Annotated in this window: 9 protein-coding genes; all 9 read right to left on the reverse strand. The window is 47.4% G+C overall.

Going from position 1 to position 19,961, the window contains the following annotated elements; all coding sequences use genetic code 11:
* Window positions 1-353: 353 nt before the first annotated feature.
* Window positions 354-1,415: a phytanoyl-CoA dioxygenase family protein gene (locus Q1A69_RS11470; protein ID WP_299585339.1), complete on the reverse strand. Its 1,062-nt coding sequence runs from the start codon at window positions 1,413-1,415 to the stop codon at window positions 354-356.
* Window positions 1,416-1,547: 132 nt separating this feature from the next.
* Window positions 1,548-3,560 carry a capsular polysaccharide biosynthesis protein gene (locus Q1A69_RS11475; protein WP_299585341.1) on the reverse strand — a complete coding sequence of 671 codons (2,013 nt, stop codon included), beginning with the start codon at window positions 3,558-3,560 and terminating at the stop codon, window positions 1,548-1,550.
* Window positions 3,561-3,589: 29 nt separating this feature from the next.
* Entirely contained in the window at window positions 3,590-4,510 is a 921-nt protein-coding gene (locus tag Q1A69_RS11480) for a glycosyltransferase family 1 protein (RefSeq protein WP_299585343.1), read from the reverse strand.
* Window positions 4,511-4,528: 18 nt separating this feature from the next.
* Complete coding sequence (locus tag Q1A69_RS11485; protein ID WP_299585345.1) at window positions 4,529-6,262, reverse strand: SLC13 family permease; 1,734 nt, start codon at window positions 6,260-6,262, stop codon at window positions 4,529-4,531.
* A gap of 594 nt (window positions 6,263-6,856) precedes the next feature.
* Window positions 6,857-7,672, reverse strand: a complete 816-nt coding sequence (locus Q1A69_RS11490) for a phytanoyl-CoA dioxygenase family protein (protein WP_299585347.1) — start codon at window positions 7,670-7,672, stop codon at window positions 6,857-6,859.
* A gap of 64 nt (window positions 7,673-7,736) precedes the next feature.
* Window positions 7,737-9,944: a glycosyltransferase family 2 protein gene (locus Q1A69_RS11495; protein WP_299585349.1), complete on the reverse strand. Its 2,208-nt coding sequence runs from the start codon at window positions 9,942-9,944 to the stop codon at window positions 7,737-7,739.
* A gap of 875 nt (window positions 9,945-10,819) precedes the next feature.
* Window positions 10,820-12,010 (reverse strand): hypothetical protein, encoded by a 1,191-nt coding sequence (locus tag Q1A69_RS11500; RefSeq protein WP_299585351.1) that lies wholly within the window; start codon window positions 12,008-12,010, stop codon window positions 10,820-10,822.
* Window positions 12,011-12,217: 207 nt separating this feature from the next.
* Entirely contained in the window at window positions 12,218-15,187 is a 2,970-nt protein-coding gene (locus Q1A69_RS11505) for a glycosyltransferase (protein ID WP_299585353.1), read from the reverse strand.
* 14 nt (window positions 15,188-15,201) lie between these two features.
* Window positions 15,202-19,230, reverse strand: coding sequence for a hypothetical protein (locus tag Q1A69_RS11510; protein ID WP_299585354.1), 4,029 nt, complete (start codon window positions 19,228-19,230; stop codon window positions 15,202-15,204).
* Window positions 19,231-19,961: the final 731 nt, after the last annotated feature.

Consider the following 19,961-nt stretch of genomic DNA (forward strand, 5'->3'; position numbering starts at 1 on the left):
GCACAGGACTCAGAAAGTAGAGACAGCTATAAAATTGACTCACCAAAAGATAAAAAAGGGACGTTAAAGGATGTTTGATTCTTTATTTTAAAATTCCAACCAACAGATTGCCCCACCCAACTGTACCGGTATTACATCCTAAAGCCCGCCATTTTATGCGATAAAGAAAAATATGCCAGTACAGCCTATTACAGCTCCTCAAACACAGGTCTCAGGCCAACCAGCGCAGCTATGCGCCAGTTAGTCTTCTCCAGCAAGAAGACAACAGCCCTTTTGTATCTACCTTTGAGGAAAAATAGACTAACAGAATTAAGTGATTAGGGCCGCAGCCATTGCATCGAGCCTCCGCAGACTCAAGTATTACTGGAGGATTCTTCACGATCAGTACGATTAAGAGCGCCATAATAATTTCTCTGCTCCCCCCCCTTTGTCTTTCGATGATCAATCCTTATCAGTGCCTTCTTCCAGACCCACTCAAATACGCGCGCCGTTGACTCTGGGAAAGGCGTAAATAAAGGATTAAATGGGTTGTCTCTAGCCTGCATCCACACGGTCATACGATGTGAAGGCTTCTTGGCTGAGCCACGGCAGTGAAACCCGTAAACATTACCAATTAAAAGGGTATTTTTCGGAACATATAACTTCTTTGCTTCATAACCCATTTCCGTCAAATCTTCCGCACCAACACGAAACGAGCCATCCCAATAACGCCCAGGTGTGCGCTCAGGGCCCCTCCTGCATGACTCCAGACTCTGCCGATATTCCCACTTTAGTCGCTTCCATGTGAGTCGATTAGAGCCAGGCACATAGACGTATGGACCATTATTATCCGATGTATCGTCCATATACAGCCAAGCTTTCACACATGGATGGAAGGTATCTGCATGCAAATCCCGTTGCGGATCAGGGCGCGGATTTACATTGGCATGATTACAGAGATTTTCAATATAAAAGAGTGGTGGTCGATTCTTTGACGAGCAATAACGCATCAATCGAGTCAGGCGTTTATTCGAGTATAATCTTTGAAAAATAGGCGCTTTTTTTCTCTCATTGGAATCCATAAAGATGCGCTGGGTGACGGTAGTACCTTCAATGATTTCCCTGATCGGAGCTTTTAGATTAACTAACTCCCGAGATAAGCCTTCAAATTCACCCGGGGACAGGAAGTCTCTCTTAATCAAATAGCCATTACGAATAAATGCACGGCGATCCACAGAAGAGACCAGTGGCGACAATAGAATTAAGCGAAATCTAAAAAGTAGATGCGCCAGAATAACCCTAGTCACATGTAATCCACATCGATTCAGCAGGTGGCTGCCCAACAAAGGGTTATTCTTAAAACTTTTCCCCCAGCTAAACAGCTCCAATATCCACTTTGGAATTTTCCAAGTTAGCCCAACCACTGAACGCCACATAACTGTCTCCCAAAGCAGGGGCTAATTCACATAGAAAACGCTAAGTACAACCATGATCGAACTAATGGTTGCCCCCATCTAAAAGATGGACACATACAGCCACCATTAAATTATCCCTGCAAAATAAGTCCCTTAATATTTTAAAAAAACATTCCGATACCAGCGATACGCCTTGAACAAAACGCCCCTATTCCGGTTAACTTTGCGATCCATCTGCAGAAGCTCCACAGTGGTTTCCGCATCAATAAACTCGCCAGAACTTGGATCCACATAGACAGGGTAAAGAAGTAGAGCACCTGCTATCAACTGATCCAAACTCAAAGTGCGCTGTCGACGAAACTTAAAGGCCTGTAAATCTAGATTGTGGAATTCACGATCAACCAAGAGTGTATCTTCAGAAAGCCCCCACCCGGCATAAAATGGTAATCCATAGGTCACCACTTTAATCCCTCGCAATAATGCCTCAAAACCACAAAGGGAACTCAACGTATGTACTTCATCAACTTTATCCAGCAGTAGGGAAATATCCCCCTGCTCGATTATTGTGTCGTACTGTGATTCTGCCCCTACCGGTAAAGCCCCCGTGCGCGCACCGGTAACAACATCCGGATGGGGTTTATAGATAATATGAGCATTGGGATACTTCGCCCTTACTCGCTGCAACAATGAAAAATTGCTTTTAATCACTGGAGAACCGTAGGCAATGGATGCATCGCTCTCCACCTGACCAGGAATTAAAATTTTCGTCTTATTCTGGGGGAAACACAAATCCATTGGCCGTCCTGAACCACCAATATTGTATTTGGTCACCCTATTAACCACCAACAACTCACGGAGCTTTTTAGCTTTAAACAAAATATCTGGTGAGAAATTCGTGGTACCGAGCAGGACTTCCAGATCGTTAGGGTGCCTCGCATCAAAGTAGATACCTTGAGCATCCAGGACCAGGGAACTAGGCGCAACTAGATCAGCACCCAGGCCTACCGAGCGCAAGAAGCCATCCTCAATCCGCCATAATTTAATTTGGGATTCTTCACATTTATCAATTAAAGTCTTAGTAATCCGACTGGCCCAAATTAAAATATTAGTGCCTGAGTTAACTGCAGATATCTTTTTTCCTGATTTGGAAAAATCAATTTTAGCTTTATCTCCTACAAAATAAGGAATAAAACTTCGTTTCCAAGGAGAAAACCCAATACCCAGCCAAAACCCCTGGAAACGTTGCCTCTGCCTCTTTTGCTCTATGATAAGAGCTAATGTATCCTCAAATGCACATTGTCGACCGGTATAAGGGTTAATATAGCGGCAATAACGCAGATACGCCGCGCAGAATATCTCAGTTAAAGTCCGAGATACATTGCGCCGCACAATAGACTGGCGATCCTTTGTCAGCCCCCAACCCGAATAAAAGGGTACACCAAAGCAATGTACCTCTTTACCCGCAATAAGTGCATCAAAGCCCAGCTGACTGGTAACTACGTAAACCTTGTCAACGCAATCAAAAATCGACCATGGAGAAAGATCCGTTGCAATAACCCTACAGCCATTTTTCTCTGCGAGAGACTTCAAATACCCAGATTTTTTCCCTGCAACGACATCTGGATGTATTTTTACATAGATCTCGGCCTGCGGATTTTCCTCAATCGCACTCTGTAGCATCTCATGGAAATGGCGCTCGGAAGCCAACCCGGCACTGACCGAAATATCCCCATAGGTCTGGTCCACTACCAGAACCGCTGGAGGATTGCCGGGTATATCCAGAGGATTATCATCAGAATTATTATATTTACACAAGCGGTGTGTACGTAAGAGATTCAATCCGCTAACTGCCCGACTTAATTCCTCCGCACTAAAATCGCGCTCTCTGATCAGGGTCTCCAAATCGCTTGGACGCGAGGCATCATAATAGATACCACTGTAATCTACCGCTAAACTATGCGTTTGCGCCCCTTCGACCCCAAGGCCAACAGAGCGCAGAAATCCATCCTCTATAGAAAAATAGGGAAGACCCGCTCGATAAGCGATTCGCTGCGCTTTAACTGCTGTTGCCTTGAGTCCCCAGCCAACCATTTTACCGACAGCTTTACCTGGCCTTGCAGCCACATACTGACATTTACCACCAATAAAACTTTCCAGAAAACGCATTTGCCGGAGGCCTAATGAACAGTGCCCAACTACAAGCATTTTTTTGCCCCATGGAATAGCTTTTCCCGCAAAGCGTCATCACTAGCCAGCTGTAAGATGGCATCCACCCAGACCGATGACCGCATGGGTAACAAAAGTCCATTCTCCCGATGACGAATCACCCTGCCGTAAATATCACCCTCTGCATAGATACCCACGGCACCCGCCTGAGTGATATCGAAAAACTTGGTGTGCGACCTAGCTCGATTGAAGGGCCTATTTAACAGCGGAGCTAATCCTATAGTCCGCCCTGGCTTTTGTACCATGGCTAAATAAGTTGGCCATTTCATTGGGTGCAATACTTGCACCCGTGGAATGTTTCGAAAGAGTCGATTTATACTGCCATCACCGATAATCTCAAAACTCAAGTTCTGGTTTTGCTCGTTTACTTGTCGAATGATTGGATATAGCCAGTTAGCATCGTCTAAGTGCGATGCGGAACCATGATAAAAAATAGAAATTGATTGGTCAGCACTCAAATCTAGTGGTTCTGCCGGTAATAATTTCGGAGACCAATGGCTATATTTATTTTGCAAAAACGGCGTTGAAACCAATAATTGCGCACCAATAGATTTTAACCAACGTTGCTTAGACCAGCTATAACGCAGTATTTTTGCTTGATATCGGAGAGGCATCCGAGAAAAAGCCGACCAGTCTAATAAATCATCGTCAATAAATATGGACACACCAGACAATTGGTTAAGGTTTTGCTGTACGAGCAATTGCCACTTACGAGGGATATAGCGCACAAAGATGAGCTCAACTCCTTTGAGGTCATTTACCTTGGGCAGATCAGAAAACGTCAAACGTTTAGCACTGACCCCCAGCTTACGCAAGTAAGGGAGAACAAAATAATCTGTAGAAGGATTGGGCCCCTCCTCCACAATCATCCAGCGGTTGATTAATTCCAAATCGGACTCCAACAGAAATCAACTCTCAAAAGGAAAAACGATTGGTAATAAAATCAAAACCGATAATGAATAAGCAATCGTCAGAGGCAGGCCCGCCCGCAGGAAATCCCGCAAGTGATAACCGCCCAAGTTTTGTACAATTAAGTTGGTCTGATATCCAAATGGAGTGAGAAAGCTCGCACTAGCCCCATAGGCCACAGCCATCACAAACGGCATCCAGCTAACCCCGAAACTCTCCGCCAAACTCCAGGCGAGTGGAAATGTCAATGCCGCAGCAGCATTATTGGTCATCAATTCTGTCAGTAATAAAGTGAGCAGAAAAATACCCACCACGCCAACCAGTGGTCCAGCGCCCTGTAATGCAGCTCTCATTGACTGAGCCAGGCTATCAGCCAAACCACTACCTGAAAAGGCCTCAGCCAACACTAAAGCGCTAGCAATAATGATCCATATCTGAAAGGGAAAACGCCGCTGCAATTCAGAAGTAGTAACGATATTCAGAGCTACCATACAACCGAGCAAAACCACCAGTCCCTTCAATAAGGAAAAAATACCCAATGCAGAACCAGCCACTACACCAGCAAATCCAAATCCCATTAACCAACTATCCCGTCGGGAAAGTTGGCGCTGTACGTTCGTACCGCTGATTACATAGAAATTTTTATCAATGTTGCGGTGATGCTTGAAATCCTGCCCTACGGCCAACAATAGAACATCTCCCGACTGCAGCTGAATTTCACCAAGCTTACCCGAGAGCCGATCACCGCCACGACGCATGGCTACTACCGCCGCATCAAAACGAGTGCGGAACTGACAGCTCTTAAGAGTTTCACCAAGGATACTGGAGTTTGGGGTAAGGACGACCTCAGTAAGCTCCATATGCAGCGTATCGTCATCCAATGCAAATAAACGCAAGCCCTCAATAGCCTGGAGTCTTTGTAAATCTCGAACATCGCCACTAAAAAGGAGCTTATCGCCACTGCGTATCAACTCTGTTGGCGCTACCGGGCTGATACTGCAGCCCTCCCGAATGACTTCAACCAGATAGAGAGTTTCAAGTTGACGCAGATTATTTTGCTCAACGGTGCGCCCATTTAGCGGGGAATCAGCAGTCACCTCTGCCTCCAGCAGATACTGGGCCACCTCCTCCTCGACAGCTCCCCCCTCCGGTAATAGGCGATTACATAACAGTAAAACTATCAATCCCACCAATACTGCCACAGCGCCAATGGGCAGGAAGGCAAAAAAGTCCAATGAAGGCTCACCTCTATCCAGCACAAAGCTGTTTACGATCAGGTTCGTGGAAGTACCAATCAGGGTTAAGGTTCCCCCTAGAATCGCCGCATAAGAGAGAGGTAACAACAGCTTGCCCGCAGGGTGTCGCCGCTGAGCCTTAATACTGGAAGCTAAAGCCGCAACCACAGCGGTATTATTCAGAAACGCCGAACTCAACGCAGTAGCACTCGTGAGCCTAAGAAGGCTTGACTTTAAGCCCCCCCCAATCAAGCCATCGGATATTGCCCTGAGCCAGCGGGCCTTTTCTAGGCCGATAGAAATCAGGAGGAGAGCTACCAATGTCACCAGACCAGGATTGACAGCTTTCTGTAGTACTGACTCAACTGGCACGAAACCAGTTAAAAAACAAACAGCGGCAGCTGAAGCAAAAACCAGAGATGGGCGAAATCGGGTGAAAATCAGGGAACCGATTACCAGGACGAAGATACCGGCAACAAATAATTGAGAAAGAGTCATAAGATCTGAGTGTTGCTCTGGTTACCGGTGTAGATATTTGCACTTTTTACACGTCTTAGCGAGGTCAAATTATACTAAATTTAGTGCCGACACCAAACGTTATTGAGTTAAGCCAAAATAACGTGATAACTATAGCTACCTATCCCATCAACATTCTTTTAAAACGAACGCTATCAATCCACATTAACACAGAGAAATTTTCGCACTTCTTCGGAGTTTTTTCTGACCTTCCATTGCTGAACACTGGATCAGCCAGACCTACTTAACGCTTCTCAATTATTTCATCAAAACCCGGGATAAACCTGACTAGCCAGGATGTTTTTTCTCCCATCATTTCGTAAAAAGTAGTGCCCATGATGCCTCATAAGGTCAATGGTAATACCTGGTGGGAGTACCTCCAACTTAATAGCCAATCGCAATTCTAGCCCAGCCGGCCTTATAAGAACGGACCCACTCGCTTTTCATAAATTTTTTAATTCAATAAAATGTAAATTTTATCAACCAGACAATACCCCATTCTAGCTCGTCCCACTCTTCCTTCACTGGAAGTGTACGCCCTCCAGACTCCTGTACTGCTAACAGAGGTATTCGGCACTACCGCCTAAAAAATCGGATAGTTTTACCGGCGAGACGTCGCAGTGACAACTTGGGGGATCTCACCCGGGAGAGTTGGTAGGGAGCGAAACGTTGGATCCATTCCGGTTCGCGCCAACGGATCTCAGATTCACTGCTGCACAAAGGTGTATAGTAACGACAGCCTTCGAAATAATAGTGGGTAACGAGGCTGTGTCGTGAGAGGCTCTTGTCTGGATGACTACCACCGCCATGCAGTAGATTGGCGTGCCAAAGTAATACCTGCCCCTTCTTCAGTATCCCTCGTACTGCGCACAGGCTATTTTTCTCTATCATCGCCTGGATATAATTTTCATATTCATTGTAATGATCATAAGAAGGGGACACATCTACATCCTGCATGGTAACCTCGGGTAACCTATGACTCCCAGGATAATAAACAAGTGCTCCGTTGCTTTCATCTACATCTTCCAACGCTACCCAGGCGCCAGCCATATACCCCGATGGCTGACTGTTAAAGTGGATAGTATCGGAGTGCACTCTCTGTTGCGTACCCACAGGAAAGTTTAGGGTCTGAAAAGCCTTGGCTTTACGCCCAAACAGATCACGCAATGCCCTTAGCACACGCCTTTCCAGCGCAATACGCCGAACACCAGCATTGAAGCGCCAGGCATCCTGGATGCGCGTACCGTGAGCATAGTGCGAGCCAGTTTGGGGGCGATGGTAATAAGGTTCAACATCGGCAATCACACGGTCAAGCAAGCGTGCCTTCAGACGAAAGTCTAAAATCAGCATTCCGTCACGATGAAAATTTGCTTTCTGTTGCGAGCTCAGCATTTCTAGCGATTCCTGAAATAAACTCGAGATATCAAACCCGTAAAATGTCGTTACCCAAAGTCAATCAGCGCCAGAGGGGGGCTTTTGTTCGTTCATTTAATCCCAGTGAAAAATCTTCCCTGGTGTGCGTCAAAAACGGGCTGTAATACGGATCCATTCCCGCACACGTCGACCATCTGGTCTTTAAACACATCGCCTCTCGATCAAACCTAGCCCGCTTTTCCGGAGTATTATCGATACCACGGCTAATAGATTCATGGTGATACATTTCTGCCCAGGGTGTCCATAGGTTGCGGTAACCCGCCGCCTTCACCTTCAAACAGAAATCTACATCGTTAAAGGCCACTGCAAAGTGCTTCTCATCCAGCCCGCCAACCGCTTCAAAAATACTTTTGCGCACCAGCAAACAGGCGGCAGTAACCGCTGAAAAGTTTTGAGTGCAGATTAGTCGATTCCTATAGCCCACAGCATGATGATGGTAAAATTTATGAGCATGGCCTGCCAATCCGCCCAAACCGATCACAACTCCGGCATGCTGTATACGTCCATCGCCATAATGCAGTTTGGCCCCCACACAGCCAATTTCAGACCTTATCGCATGCCCAACCATTTCCATCAACCAATCGGGTGAGGCCACCTCAGTATCATTGTTGACCAGACCAATAATTTCACCGCGAGCATGCTGTACGCCGAAGTTGTTAATTGCCGAGTAATTGAAGGGCGCATCGTACTTGATTACCCTCACATTGGGCAAAGTTTTCAGTTTCGCCAAATATTCCAGTGTTTCCGACTCCACGCTCTGATTATCTAAAACCAGAATTTCGTAGTTCCTATAGGTTGTTTTCTCAAGAATACTATCAATACACTGCCTTAACATCGACAGCATATCCCGCGTAGGAATCAAAAGGGAAACCAGTGGCTCTTCCTGCTGCACTGGCCAACGCACATGTAATGTTTCTCGATTTTTTTTAGACTCTACCTCAACATCACTGCAGCCTATCTCATCAAAATATTTCTTTAAAATACGTCGACTACTTTGTATATATTGCTCGCCATCGATAGTTTTATATCTATGAAAAAGGATTCTCGGTATATGAATAATTTCCCTTTGTGGATTTTCCAGTTTCCGTAACACCCGAAGAAACAACGTATAGTCCCAAGCGACTTCACCCGCCGATTCAATAGGTCCATATTCATCTAAAATACCGGGTGCAAAAAGTACAAATTCCCCTATATAATTTCGGGAAAAAAGCAGATCTGGATTCCAGGCGGGCTTGAAATTTGGCCGACAGCGCCGACCTGCCTCATTGAGCAAATCCTCATCGGCATAAATAATTTTCGCATGGGAATTCTTCCTCACAACATACTGCAAACAAGAAAGTGCCTTGGAGGAAAGTACCGCTCGCGGAGGGCACATTAACCGATAGGTATCGGCATCTATTATTTTCTTCAGGATCTCAGCGCCACTTAACGCTTTATCAATCAACCTAATCTTGTTATTGGAATCAACAAATTCCCTAAACTTGACAAGATCATTATCACTAATTTTTTTTGCCGGAAGGATAAACAATTTCCAGTTCTGATAACTTTGATCTAGTACTGAATCAATAGTATTTCGTATATCATTCAGTGTATCGGTCACACTAACCGGCATCAAAAGCGAAAAACACAAATCCGCAGACGTTTTGAATGAATCGGGCCAAAGGGTTGGTTCAATGGTCTTGACCCAGTCCCCATAAGAAGCTCGTACTCTACGGGGACTAAAAGTTGCATCGTAACAGGCCCAACGATTAGTCATTCTGGATGGCACTCGTAATTGTCGGCTTGTTAATCTAGAACGCATACGATTACGAGCAAATAGCAGAGACACTCTCACCAAAGTCAACTGGCGAATGGTGAAGTCACATTCACATTGTGCCGGAGAAAAAAGTAGCTCTTCCCCCCCCCGGGCAAACCAAATCAGACGCTTGGATACACGCCCATTGCGTACAGGCAAACGTAATCGTTGGGACTTACGCCCCTCCTTGTGCTGAAGCACAAAGGCCGTATCCAAATAGCTTTGATCCGATTCAATCAAAACTTCTACCATATACCAGCCACGCGCAAAATTTTTGTTCGCGATGGAGAACATAGATTGGCTGGAAATGGATTTGCCGGTTATACAGCCGTCGGTACCCGGCTGGATAGTCATCCCCTGAAGCGGGCACAGCAGTGGACGTAAATCGTACCTCGTTAAATGAGGGACAGCGATTTCAGGGCGCTTAACTCCCATATACAACTTCATAAGCTCCCATTACTATCTCGAACAGCCTTTACTTGCATTCTAATTTTGCCTGAAGACAAAAAATAGGCTATTAAAAAATTAGGTTTCTTGACATTCACTATTAATCACAGAAAAATTCTGGATATATATTTTATAAAGGAGTTTTCTTAGCAAGCAGAAATTCGTAATTTATAAAATAAAATTATCTTTTTCTTTATGCTGCAAGAAAAGTAACCTTTGCTCATCAGCAATTCCCAGCAAGTCTATCTCTATTACCATTCTTACCCGCCTTACCTGTCATGTTTAGACACATATTTCCTCCCAACCGGCATCCTTTTAAAACACTCTACTCCGACCATTTAAAGATCATGTAACTTTTGAATCAAGAGTCAGATCATTGCAACTTCCTCTGGATAGGTGCGCTATATGGCATGAAAAATGTTTCGAGTATGTCTCCGCCAACATTAAAGTAATCACTCAATACTAGCTTTTCACTTAAGTCTGCACCTTACTTACACCAAAAAGCATCAGTAACCTTGACGGCTCTTAGCTTATCTCGATTGATGTAAATATCGAGAGACATTACGTCTTGCTATCTATAACAAAACCAACGATCCATTGGACCCAAACGCAAACCAGTCACATCATAAGCTTAAATTTTGATCGAATCACGAGAAAAATATCTATTAACAACATCAAAATTAGTTAGACTAATGAGCTACACTCCTTTGTAAACAGCTTGAGAGATCCCTTTAAAAACAGCTCCAAAACTACTTTGACCAATAAATACAAATCAATAATTCAAACTTTTTAATATTTCATAGCATTCGACATCAAGCAATATTAGTAGATGTCAACGTATTTCCTCAACATCCCATAACGTTCTAACTATTTGATGGTACGCTACTGGCTAATAATAATGAATGATACCGGGCACCGGATTCTGAAAGTCCACTTTTAAGCCAGTGAGCCTGATTACCTATAACCTCTACACGGCTGTCTTCACTAAGTCCTGACCACTTTTCCGCAATTTCATCCGCGAGTTGATATCCAACTACTGGAGGACGAACTACAAAACGACCATTAGTTTGGGCAATTAAAAAATCCGGACTCTCTTTCGCAACAACTGTAGCATCAATATTTCCGGCTGAATGTACAAATATCACATCGGTAAAAACCCGAGCGACATAGTCCAACATGGTATAACTCGAGGAAGAGCCAAAGATCAAGCATTTAGCCGCCACCAAAGCATTTTTCTTGTGTGTGACCAGCACCCGCCCCATATTGGGTAAATGGTTGTCGTACCGTACCCATTGACGATAGGAAATGCCACTCGGCATCCATTCTCTCGCAGACCGTCTTGGGAACATTTTGTTTCCCAGATCCCCCCCCCTCAGACGCTCCTTGAAATTATCCTTCTCAAAGAATGTTTCGATACTTGCTATATCCAATCCCAGAACTTCCAAGACAGCCATCAAACCGCACAAGGCTCCCTTATGAGTCCAGTGGGTGTCACAAACACGAAACATCTGTTCTGATGACCTCCGCATTCTCTCCGTAGGATGTACCACCTTATGATCTGGCCTCGCTAATTTTTCCACCTGCTCCACAGGGGTTGTAGGCCCTTTTAGGTGGGGGTAATAATCCGACATCACCATCTCTTTGGCTGGCGCAATCAGTACTGCGTAAGCACAATGATACTCCGCTGCCAAATCATGAAGAGAATCGAGGTAGTCCGACCAGGCACGTCGCTCCAATCGGCCTAACAGTAATTCCCCGCAAAATTGTTCGACACTCTGATTCGTATCATTATCAAGAAACAGCCAACCATCCCGCCCTTCGAGGATTTTCAAACTTCCTTCGACAAAAAACTGGATGACATCATAGTCAAGACCGGCAATCTCAAAGCCAAAGACGCCATTATCTGTTGCAAGGGTTATAGCAGTGCGAAATCCACAATATAATTGTGCGTGCCTATCAGGTGCATCACCCAAGACCCGGCTCACTACATCCGGCCGGGGGACCTCCACTTTTAGATAAACCTTTCGCTCAGCAGCCTTTACATATGGCCGCACATTAGCTCCCCTCTCGGCCAGTACCCACCCTTGAAACATCAGGCCTGGGCCCATAAGAGATTCGGCATCGCAGTCCTGCTCATGACGAGGGTAGTCCAGACACCACCGGAATACGCCCGGACAGTTGGGGGTTAATGGTTTAATAGAGATGTGATACATGTTTCGTTGTTTACCAGAGCCGGGCTGGACCCGGCAGCTTAAAATACTTCATTGCAACGAGTGTGCATTTTCTGTGATCATAGATAGCGCGATACCTAGCTGGTCATGCATTGTAATCTCACTGAAGTTCTCTGCCGCTCGTCGGCGACCTGCACGACCCAGGCGCTGGCGCAGTTCCTTATTCAAAACCAATTCAATGACTCTCTGCGCAACTACATCCACCCTCCCAAACGGTACAAGAAAACCAGTATTGCCATCCTCGATAAGTTCCGGCAGTGCCCCCCAATGATATGCAACAACTGGACGCGCCGCGGCCATAGCTTCCAGCACCGTACGCCCAAATGATTCCTGGAAGTGCGACAGGTTCACAACTATATCAGCCAGGGTCAAGGCTTCCTGGGGATCGGCAGCATAGCCGGCAAACTGCAGACTTTTCGCTATCTCGCCATTCTGCTGTCGGATTTGCAAATTCCGCGTGTGCTCGTTCTCAGGCCCAACCAATATACAGACCGCGGGAATCGCATGCTGCTCAAGTCTTTCGGCCAGCTCAACAAAATCAGCCAACCCCTTTTTTGGCAAATTACTGCTAATCAAGGCGATGCGCACAAGCCGATCTCCAGCCGCATCCTGGTCGCATAACGGCCTATATCGAGTCACGTCAATAATATTCGGCACAATGACCGAACTCCTTGCGCCTATTTCCCGCTCCACAGCCTTGGAGCTTGCCACCACAATATCGGCCAACTCCCGAACCCGTGCAGTAATAGAGCCAGCATCGGTTCCCAGTACTCGACAAAGGGCTACATCCCTATACGGCAGTTCACGCACGTGAATCAGGGTAGGCACATTCAGGGCCCGAGCAGCCAGCAGCGGCTCATCGAGAACCAGAGTATTGGTGTAGACCGCTCGGATAGAAAACCTCTCAATTAGGTGTTTAAACTGCGCCAGAGTTACAGAACTAGGAGCCCGCCCATCCTGCCACCAACCATAAGGTAGAACAATTACCGCCCTCGCCCTGGACCTGATGGCCTCAACATAATCGGTGTTAATAGCACTTGGCAGAGCCACCACCAAGTTGACCCCTAGCTTATTTAAGGAGGACAGTACATCCAGCAAGCTACGCTCAGCGCCGTATAGATACTCTCCGGCCTGGTGAGCGCAAACCAACATCTTCAAAGCGCCCGGCCGATAGGCTTGCCTCCCCGTAATTTCCGCCAACGGCTCTACTCCCTGCGTGCGCCCCACTGCTAAATAATTGTGCAAGGTAGACAGGTTACCAACTCTTGCTTCTGGAAAACGGTATCCATAGCCTGAGGTGCTAAATCCTGGCCCCGGGTCTCTCCCTTCAGTAAAACCAACGGTCCAATAATGCTCGAACAGATCCACCAGCTCTTCGTGTAAGTCTGGATACTGCTCGAGATACCAAGTGGCATCGAAATAGCCAGACTGCTGGGCAAGATCCATCGGATTGAGACCCGATACGAGCTTGTTCTCGCAGCATATTGCCTCAGGCGCCAGGAATGGCCGTGAACTGGGATTAGCCGGCAAATAGAGATCACCAGCAGACGCAGCCCTTGCATGCCAACGCCTGGCCGCATCTTCGTAATCTTTCCGAACACCGCGAAACCGTGTGCCGAGGTGTGTCTCGCCACGCTGACTCAAAGAGTTGTTATCGATGCGGCCAAAACTAAGTGGCACACCTGGTAACACTTCCACTAAAGCGTCCTCGCCGAAAACCTTAAGTAACCGATAGTAATATTCAGTGTCTGCATTGATCGACACCCTATCCCAAAAGCCCAATATCTCGACTACTGACCGATGGAACATCAGTGAGGAGACATTGCGATACACCCAACTCTCTTCCGGCCGCCAATGGGAAAAATGCAACCCGTCGGTGGTGCGTACCCAGTGAGAGGTGCAACCCACCTTATCAGGCATGCGCAACAAGGCTTTAACCTGGCATTCGATTTTTTGTGGGTGGGACCAGTCGTCACTGTCGTGAGTCGTAATCAGGTCGCCGTCAGCTTGCGCCAGGGCAGTATTGCGGGCAGCATAAGCCCCCTGATTCCTTTCGTGGTGCAGGAGCTGGATTTCTAGGCCAGGTCGCAAGCGCGTATTTCGTACAAAATCTTCCATTACCTGCCGAGTGGTGTCCTTGCTGGCATCGTCGACAACAAGAATTTCCAGATTACGCCAAGTCTGTTCGCATAACGATCGAAGAGCTGTCGCCAGGGTCAACTCTGCGTTATAGGCAGGGATGATTACAGATACCTTTGGGGCACTGTTATCCCCTTTGATGGCCAGCTGTTCGGCGGAACGAAGGGAATCCAAATTCAAAACCCCAAAATCCCCCCCTACCAAGGTACACAACCTATGCCGTGCAAAAAACCGGTTGATGATATCCAGGCGCCGACGATTCAGCTCCCCGTCCTGTTTGTCACCGCCCATCCCTAGGACGAGTAAGTTGGCCTCGGCCAGTACCACATCCGCCTGCCCTGCAAAACGTTGTGTCAATATATTCATTGCCCATTGGGCAACATCCAAATGCCCACACTGCAATGCAGCCTCCAGTGTCAACAGATAGGGACCGGCATGTGCAGGGTAAGGGTGCAAAGCACTTTGAAACTGCTGCAGGTAATTCAATGCCTTCGGCCAGTTTTTATTTACCGCATACCAACGCGCGATCGCCCAAGCCGCATAGTGACGCTCATGGTCGCTGGCCTCCAAAGCTTCGGCTAGATGCACCAGCCGAGGCATCATGAGCTTATCCCCCCCCCTCCATAGATGATGCTCCCAGGCTAGGGCACGATTGCGAGAGGGGAGTCTGCCCTCAGAGCGACCATGGTTGATATAGTGCACCCAAGGGTCGACCCCGGCAGCCGCGACATCCGGATAGGTTTGCAAATACCATTGAGAATCGAATTGATCGGCAGCCACCGGTGTGTCGTCACGCCCTAAAGCATAAGCATTGGGGCGCTTCCGGCCATGTCTCTGCCAAAGATTCTTTATGCAAAACACAGTTTAAAATCCATTCAGCCGGGAAGTGGCTGGCGGCCTTCCTCCCGCCCCATCGAGACATAATGCACGAGTGGATTAAAGCCGCTGTCTTTTACATCCGGATTAGTGTCGAGATACCACTGACTATCAAACTCTGGCCCAGGGTTACGCCCTTCGAAAGCGCCAAGTTTCAAGTAGTGCAAAGCGGGATTACTGGCTGCGTTTTTATCTTCTGCCACATCGGGATATGAGGAAAGGTACCACTCTTCATTGAACAGACCGGACTGATTGATTTGATCCAGCTCCTTTTTTTGCTTGCGTATTTTTTTTGCGCGCTTACCGAAAGGTATGCCGATAGGGAGCCCATACTCTTTGCCAGATTGATTGCCATCTACTGCCTCCCCTTTCGCATCCTTTTCTGTTGCCACACGCAGAGCAACCACCTCCGCTTCTTTTTCTTCTAGTAAACTAGTCAGTAACGATAACTCTTTAAAGCGCTCATCGACCGAGCTCTTTGCACCTGAAAGATCAGACTCCAGAGCCTGCACCCGGAGCTGCAACTGCCGCCCAGCCTGCAAAAGGGTATCCCGTTCTTTTTCGACGGACTGCAGCCCCTCCTCCAGGCTCCGACAAAGGGAGTTCAGATCTGCCTGGTCTTTATCTAACTCTTGTTTAGCCTGCCGACTCTGTTGTAATTGTCTCTCGGTAGACTTGAGTGACTGCTCCAGCTCTTGGATGCGCCTATTTACTTTCTTAGACTGCTTATCTCTCTCCGCCAGATCCACCCGCAAGCGTTCGGCTACCACCACCTGGCTCTTTTGAGATTTATCTAATTTCATGAAATCAGCAACCCGCTCCTTTAACTGCCCCTGCAAAGTGCTGACGGTGCTTTCCAGCTTCTGAATACGCGCTGCCGATTTACACTCTTTTGCGTCATATGACACCTTAAGATCTATATTCTGTTGTCCTGCATTCTCGAGTAATTCCGTTAGGGCAGCTAGCTCTTTGTAACGCTCTTCAAGGGATAGATTTTTTCCTACAATTACCTCCTCCAGCTCCCTAACCCGTATTTCAAGGTCGCGCTTTGCAGCAACTGTACCTTCAGATTTACGTTGGAGCTCTACAATGTTCTGCTCTAGCTGTTCGGCATGAACTCGAGCTTGCTGCCATTGCTGCTGAGCTTCCTCAAGTACTTGTACCCGCTCCATAAATTCGCTTTTTTGCGCTGCGATGCTCTCAAATTTTCGCTGATGTTCTGCAAATTCTTGCTCCAAGTGTTCCGCTCGAGCTTGTGCCTTTATCCGCTGTTGCTCCTCCTCCTCCAGCGCCTGCATCCATTCATCGAGCTCACTCTCATTCGCTTCGCTACTCTCCAACTTGCGCTGAACCTCCGAGAGATCTCGTTCTAGCTGCTCGGCGCGACCCTGTACTTTCTGCCAATGCTGCTGCTTCCCGGTCAGTGCCCGCACTCGCTCCTCAAGCTCCCTCTTTTCAACAGCTAGTCTATTGGACTCCATCTCAAATTCGGCAAGGTTCCGTTCAAGCTGTTTCGCACGGCCTTCTGCTCGTTGCCACTGCTGCTGTTCTTCTGTCAGAGCCTGCACTCGCTCTTCAAGTTCGCTCTTCTCAACTGCAACCCTATCGAACTGGATCTCAAGTTCCGCGAGGTTCCGTTCAAGCTGTTCCGCACGGCATTCTGTTTGTTGCCACTGCTGCCGCTCCTCTGTCAGTGCCTGCACACGCTCTTCAAGTTCGCTCTTCTCAACAGTAACCCTTTCGGACTTATCCTGAAGCTCCGTAAGATCCCGCTCAAGCTGTTCCGCACGACCTTGTGCTTGTTGCCACTGCTGTCGTTCCTCTGTAAGTGCCTGCACACGCTCCTCAAGCACACTCTTCTCAACAATAACCGTTTCAGACTTGTCCTGAAGCTCCGTAAGATCCCGCCCCAGCTGTTCAGCGCGACCTTGCTCTTGCTGCCACTGTTTCTGTTCCTCAGTGAGTGCCTGCACTCGCTCTTCAAGTTCGCTCTTCTCAACAGCAACCCTTTCGGACCTGCCCCGGAGTTCCGTAAGGTCCCGTTCCAGCTGTTCAGCGCGACCTTGCACTTGCTGCCACTGTTGCTGTTCCTCTGTCAGTGCCTGCACACGCTCCTCAAGCACACTCCTCTCAACAGTAACCCTTTCGGACTTGTCCTGAAGTTCTGTAAGATCCCGCTCCAGCTGTTCAGCGCGACCTTGCACTTGCTGCCACTGTTGCTGTTCCTCTGTCAGTGCCTGCACACGCTCCTCAAGCACACTCCTCTCAACAGTAACCTTTTCGGACTTGTCCTGAAGTTCTGTAAGATCCCGCTCCAGCTGTTCAGCGCGACCTTGTACTTGCTGCCAATGCTGTTGTTCCTCAGTGAGTGCCTGCACTCGCCCTTCAAGTTCGCTTTTCTCAACTGCAACCCTATCGGACTGGATCTCAAGCTCCGCGAGATTCCGCTCAAGCTGCTCCGCACGACCTTGTGCTTGTTGCCACTGCTGTTCCTGGTCCGCCAACGCTGATTTCAAGCTATCGTTGAGATGCCGCTCGCTATCTAGAGCTTCTTCATGTTTTTGAAGAGTAACTTGCAGCTTCGACCGCTCTTGTTCGGCCTCTGTCAGTAACCCAGTCAATCTAGCAAGCTCTTGGCTCTGATTCCCGCAAGATGTTCGTTCATCGACAAGCTCGGATTCCAGCAAGCACAATCGCTCTTCAAGCGCGTTAACCTTTTCAGCCTGAGAGCGCCTCTCCGCTATACTTCGAGCTCGATCTTCCTGAAGTCTTTCCATCACCTCATTTCGTGAGACGAGTTGTTTTTTCTGCTCTTCCAAGTTAGCTGAAAGAGTGGCCCCTTCAGCCCGTTGCTGCTCACACAATTTATTCAAGCGGCGCTGCTCTGATTGCGCCCTAGATAATTCATCCGCACTGGATTCCGAGCGGATCTGATACTTAACCAATTCCTGCTGTTGCTCGGCGTTGGCCGTCTGTAGCTGTAAAAGCTGCTGGTTGCGTTCATTCAACTGTCGGTACTGCTCATCCAGGCGCATGCGAAGCTGTGTGACTTCAGATTTCAACTCATCGCGGAACTCCTGCAGCATACTGACTCGCTCAGCTAACTGACCCCGCTCCTGAGCATGCCGCTCCACTGCGTGCTCCATACGCTGACTAAAACTCGCCAGCTCCCGTCGCTTGGATTCAAGCTGAGTGCGAGTATTTTCATAGTCTGCGCTCAACTGCTCCAGTTGGCTTTCCTGTTCTAAAAGACTCGCTTCCAGCACTTCAGCCTTCTGCAGGTATTCGCCTGCCTGTAGAGCGTCTTTGCAGGTACGTCCTAAACGCGCAAAAACATCGCGGACCACCTGTAGGGCCGAGTTAGGCTCATCCCGCTGGAATAGATTAGCCAGCAACGGGCCCAGCTCGCCTCCAGTGGAAATAGCTCCCATCCCTTCGCCTTGATGGAAGGCAAAAGTCGCGTACTTTTGCGCTAAAGTGTCAAACGTTCGGGAAGTCTCATCCCCAGAGGCACGCCTCGAAATACCAGACACCAGTACGAGGCCACAAATAGAGAGTTTCGGTTGCCAGCGGGCCAGCAGGCTTTCCAGGTCTTCCTCGGCTGTGGGGTTCAATAACAGCAGATCCACACTTCCATCTTCGAATTGACTAGCAGCCCTCATCGAAGGACTATCGAGCAGAAAAGAAAAACTGTCAAAATGCTGATCGTGATAAACCCGTGTCTCATTTTGCGGAGTGCTTGCATTCCCACCTTTTTCCAGAGAAGTGACATAACAGCGGGTATCTAACCGCAGCCGCTGCACAGCTTGGCAAAGAGCAAAATGGGCAACACCGGACTCCATTCCCAAAGTCATTGCAATACGGGGTTGGTGTGCCTCCATTAACCAGAATAGGAAGGGGACATGCTCCAACCAGGACGACGGGCGAAGGTAATCCGGTTTCCAGAACATAGAGCTTTTGGCCAGGGAGTTAATGGCCGGTTTTATCGCCAGATCGGCTTGCTTTTTTGTCAATTCCGTTGTCGACATGTATTTCTACTCAAAATCAAGGTTATGGCCTAGTTTTGCCTAGGCGACTGTCATTAATCGGACTTGTGGGGCTGGCGTCCCAAACACTTATCGTCATTTAAATGCTCAAGATCTATGCTATGTCACTCTACTTCAGATTTAAAAATATATTTAGGTTATTTTTATTAATTAATTTTTCTGCTGATATGTACCGAACAATGAGAAATCCAGGACGATTTAACTGGTAAAAATTCAGCCTTCAGAGCCACCCACTACTCCCAGGAAAATAAAAAATCACCATTAACACCTGCCCGACTCAGGTCAAAAAATAATAGATGGGCCAAGCAAGACACCCTCGAGGAGTCAACTAGCAACGGATCATTGATCAAAAGCTAAATCAATACTCTCCAGAACTCCCAACAAGCACAGAGAATAAGAAGACACATCTTCATTTCCCTACCCCTGAGGCATCCCTAAAAACAGCTAGTCAATTTTCCGGCACAACAATTGATCCAGACTTCAAAATATCTGCACAATTAATCTAGTAATTTTGGTTGAAATTATTTACAAAAACCTTCCAAAAGGTAAACAATGATATTCTCAATACACGAAAGGTAGCCTGAAAACATGAGAGCCCCTGTAATTTAACCGCTTTATCATCGAAGAAATCCTCGACGAGCCCTCTCACTCCTTACCCCCAACTTCTAGAATTTATAATATTTAGCTCAATGGAACGTCGAAACAGATCATCA

The organism is uncultured Microbulbifer sp., from assembly GCF_947498635.1.
Lineage (GTDB): Bacteria > Pseudomonadota > Gammaproteobacteria > Pseudomonadales > Cellvibrionaceae > Microbulbifer > Microbulbifer echini.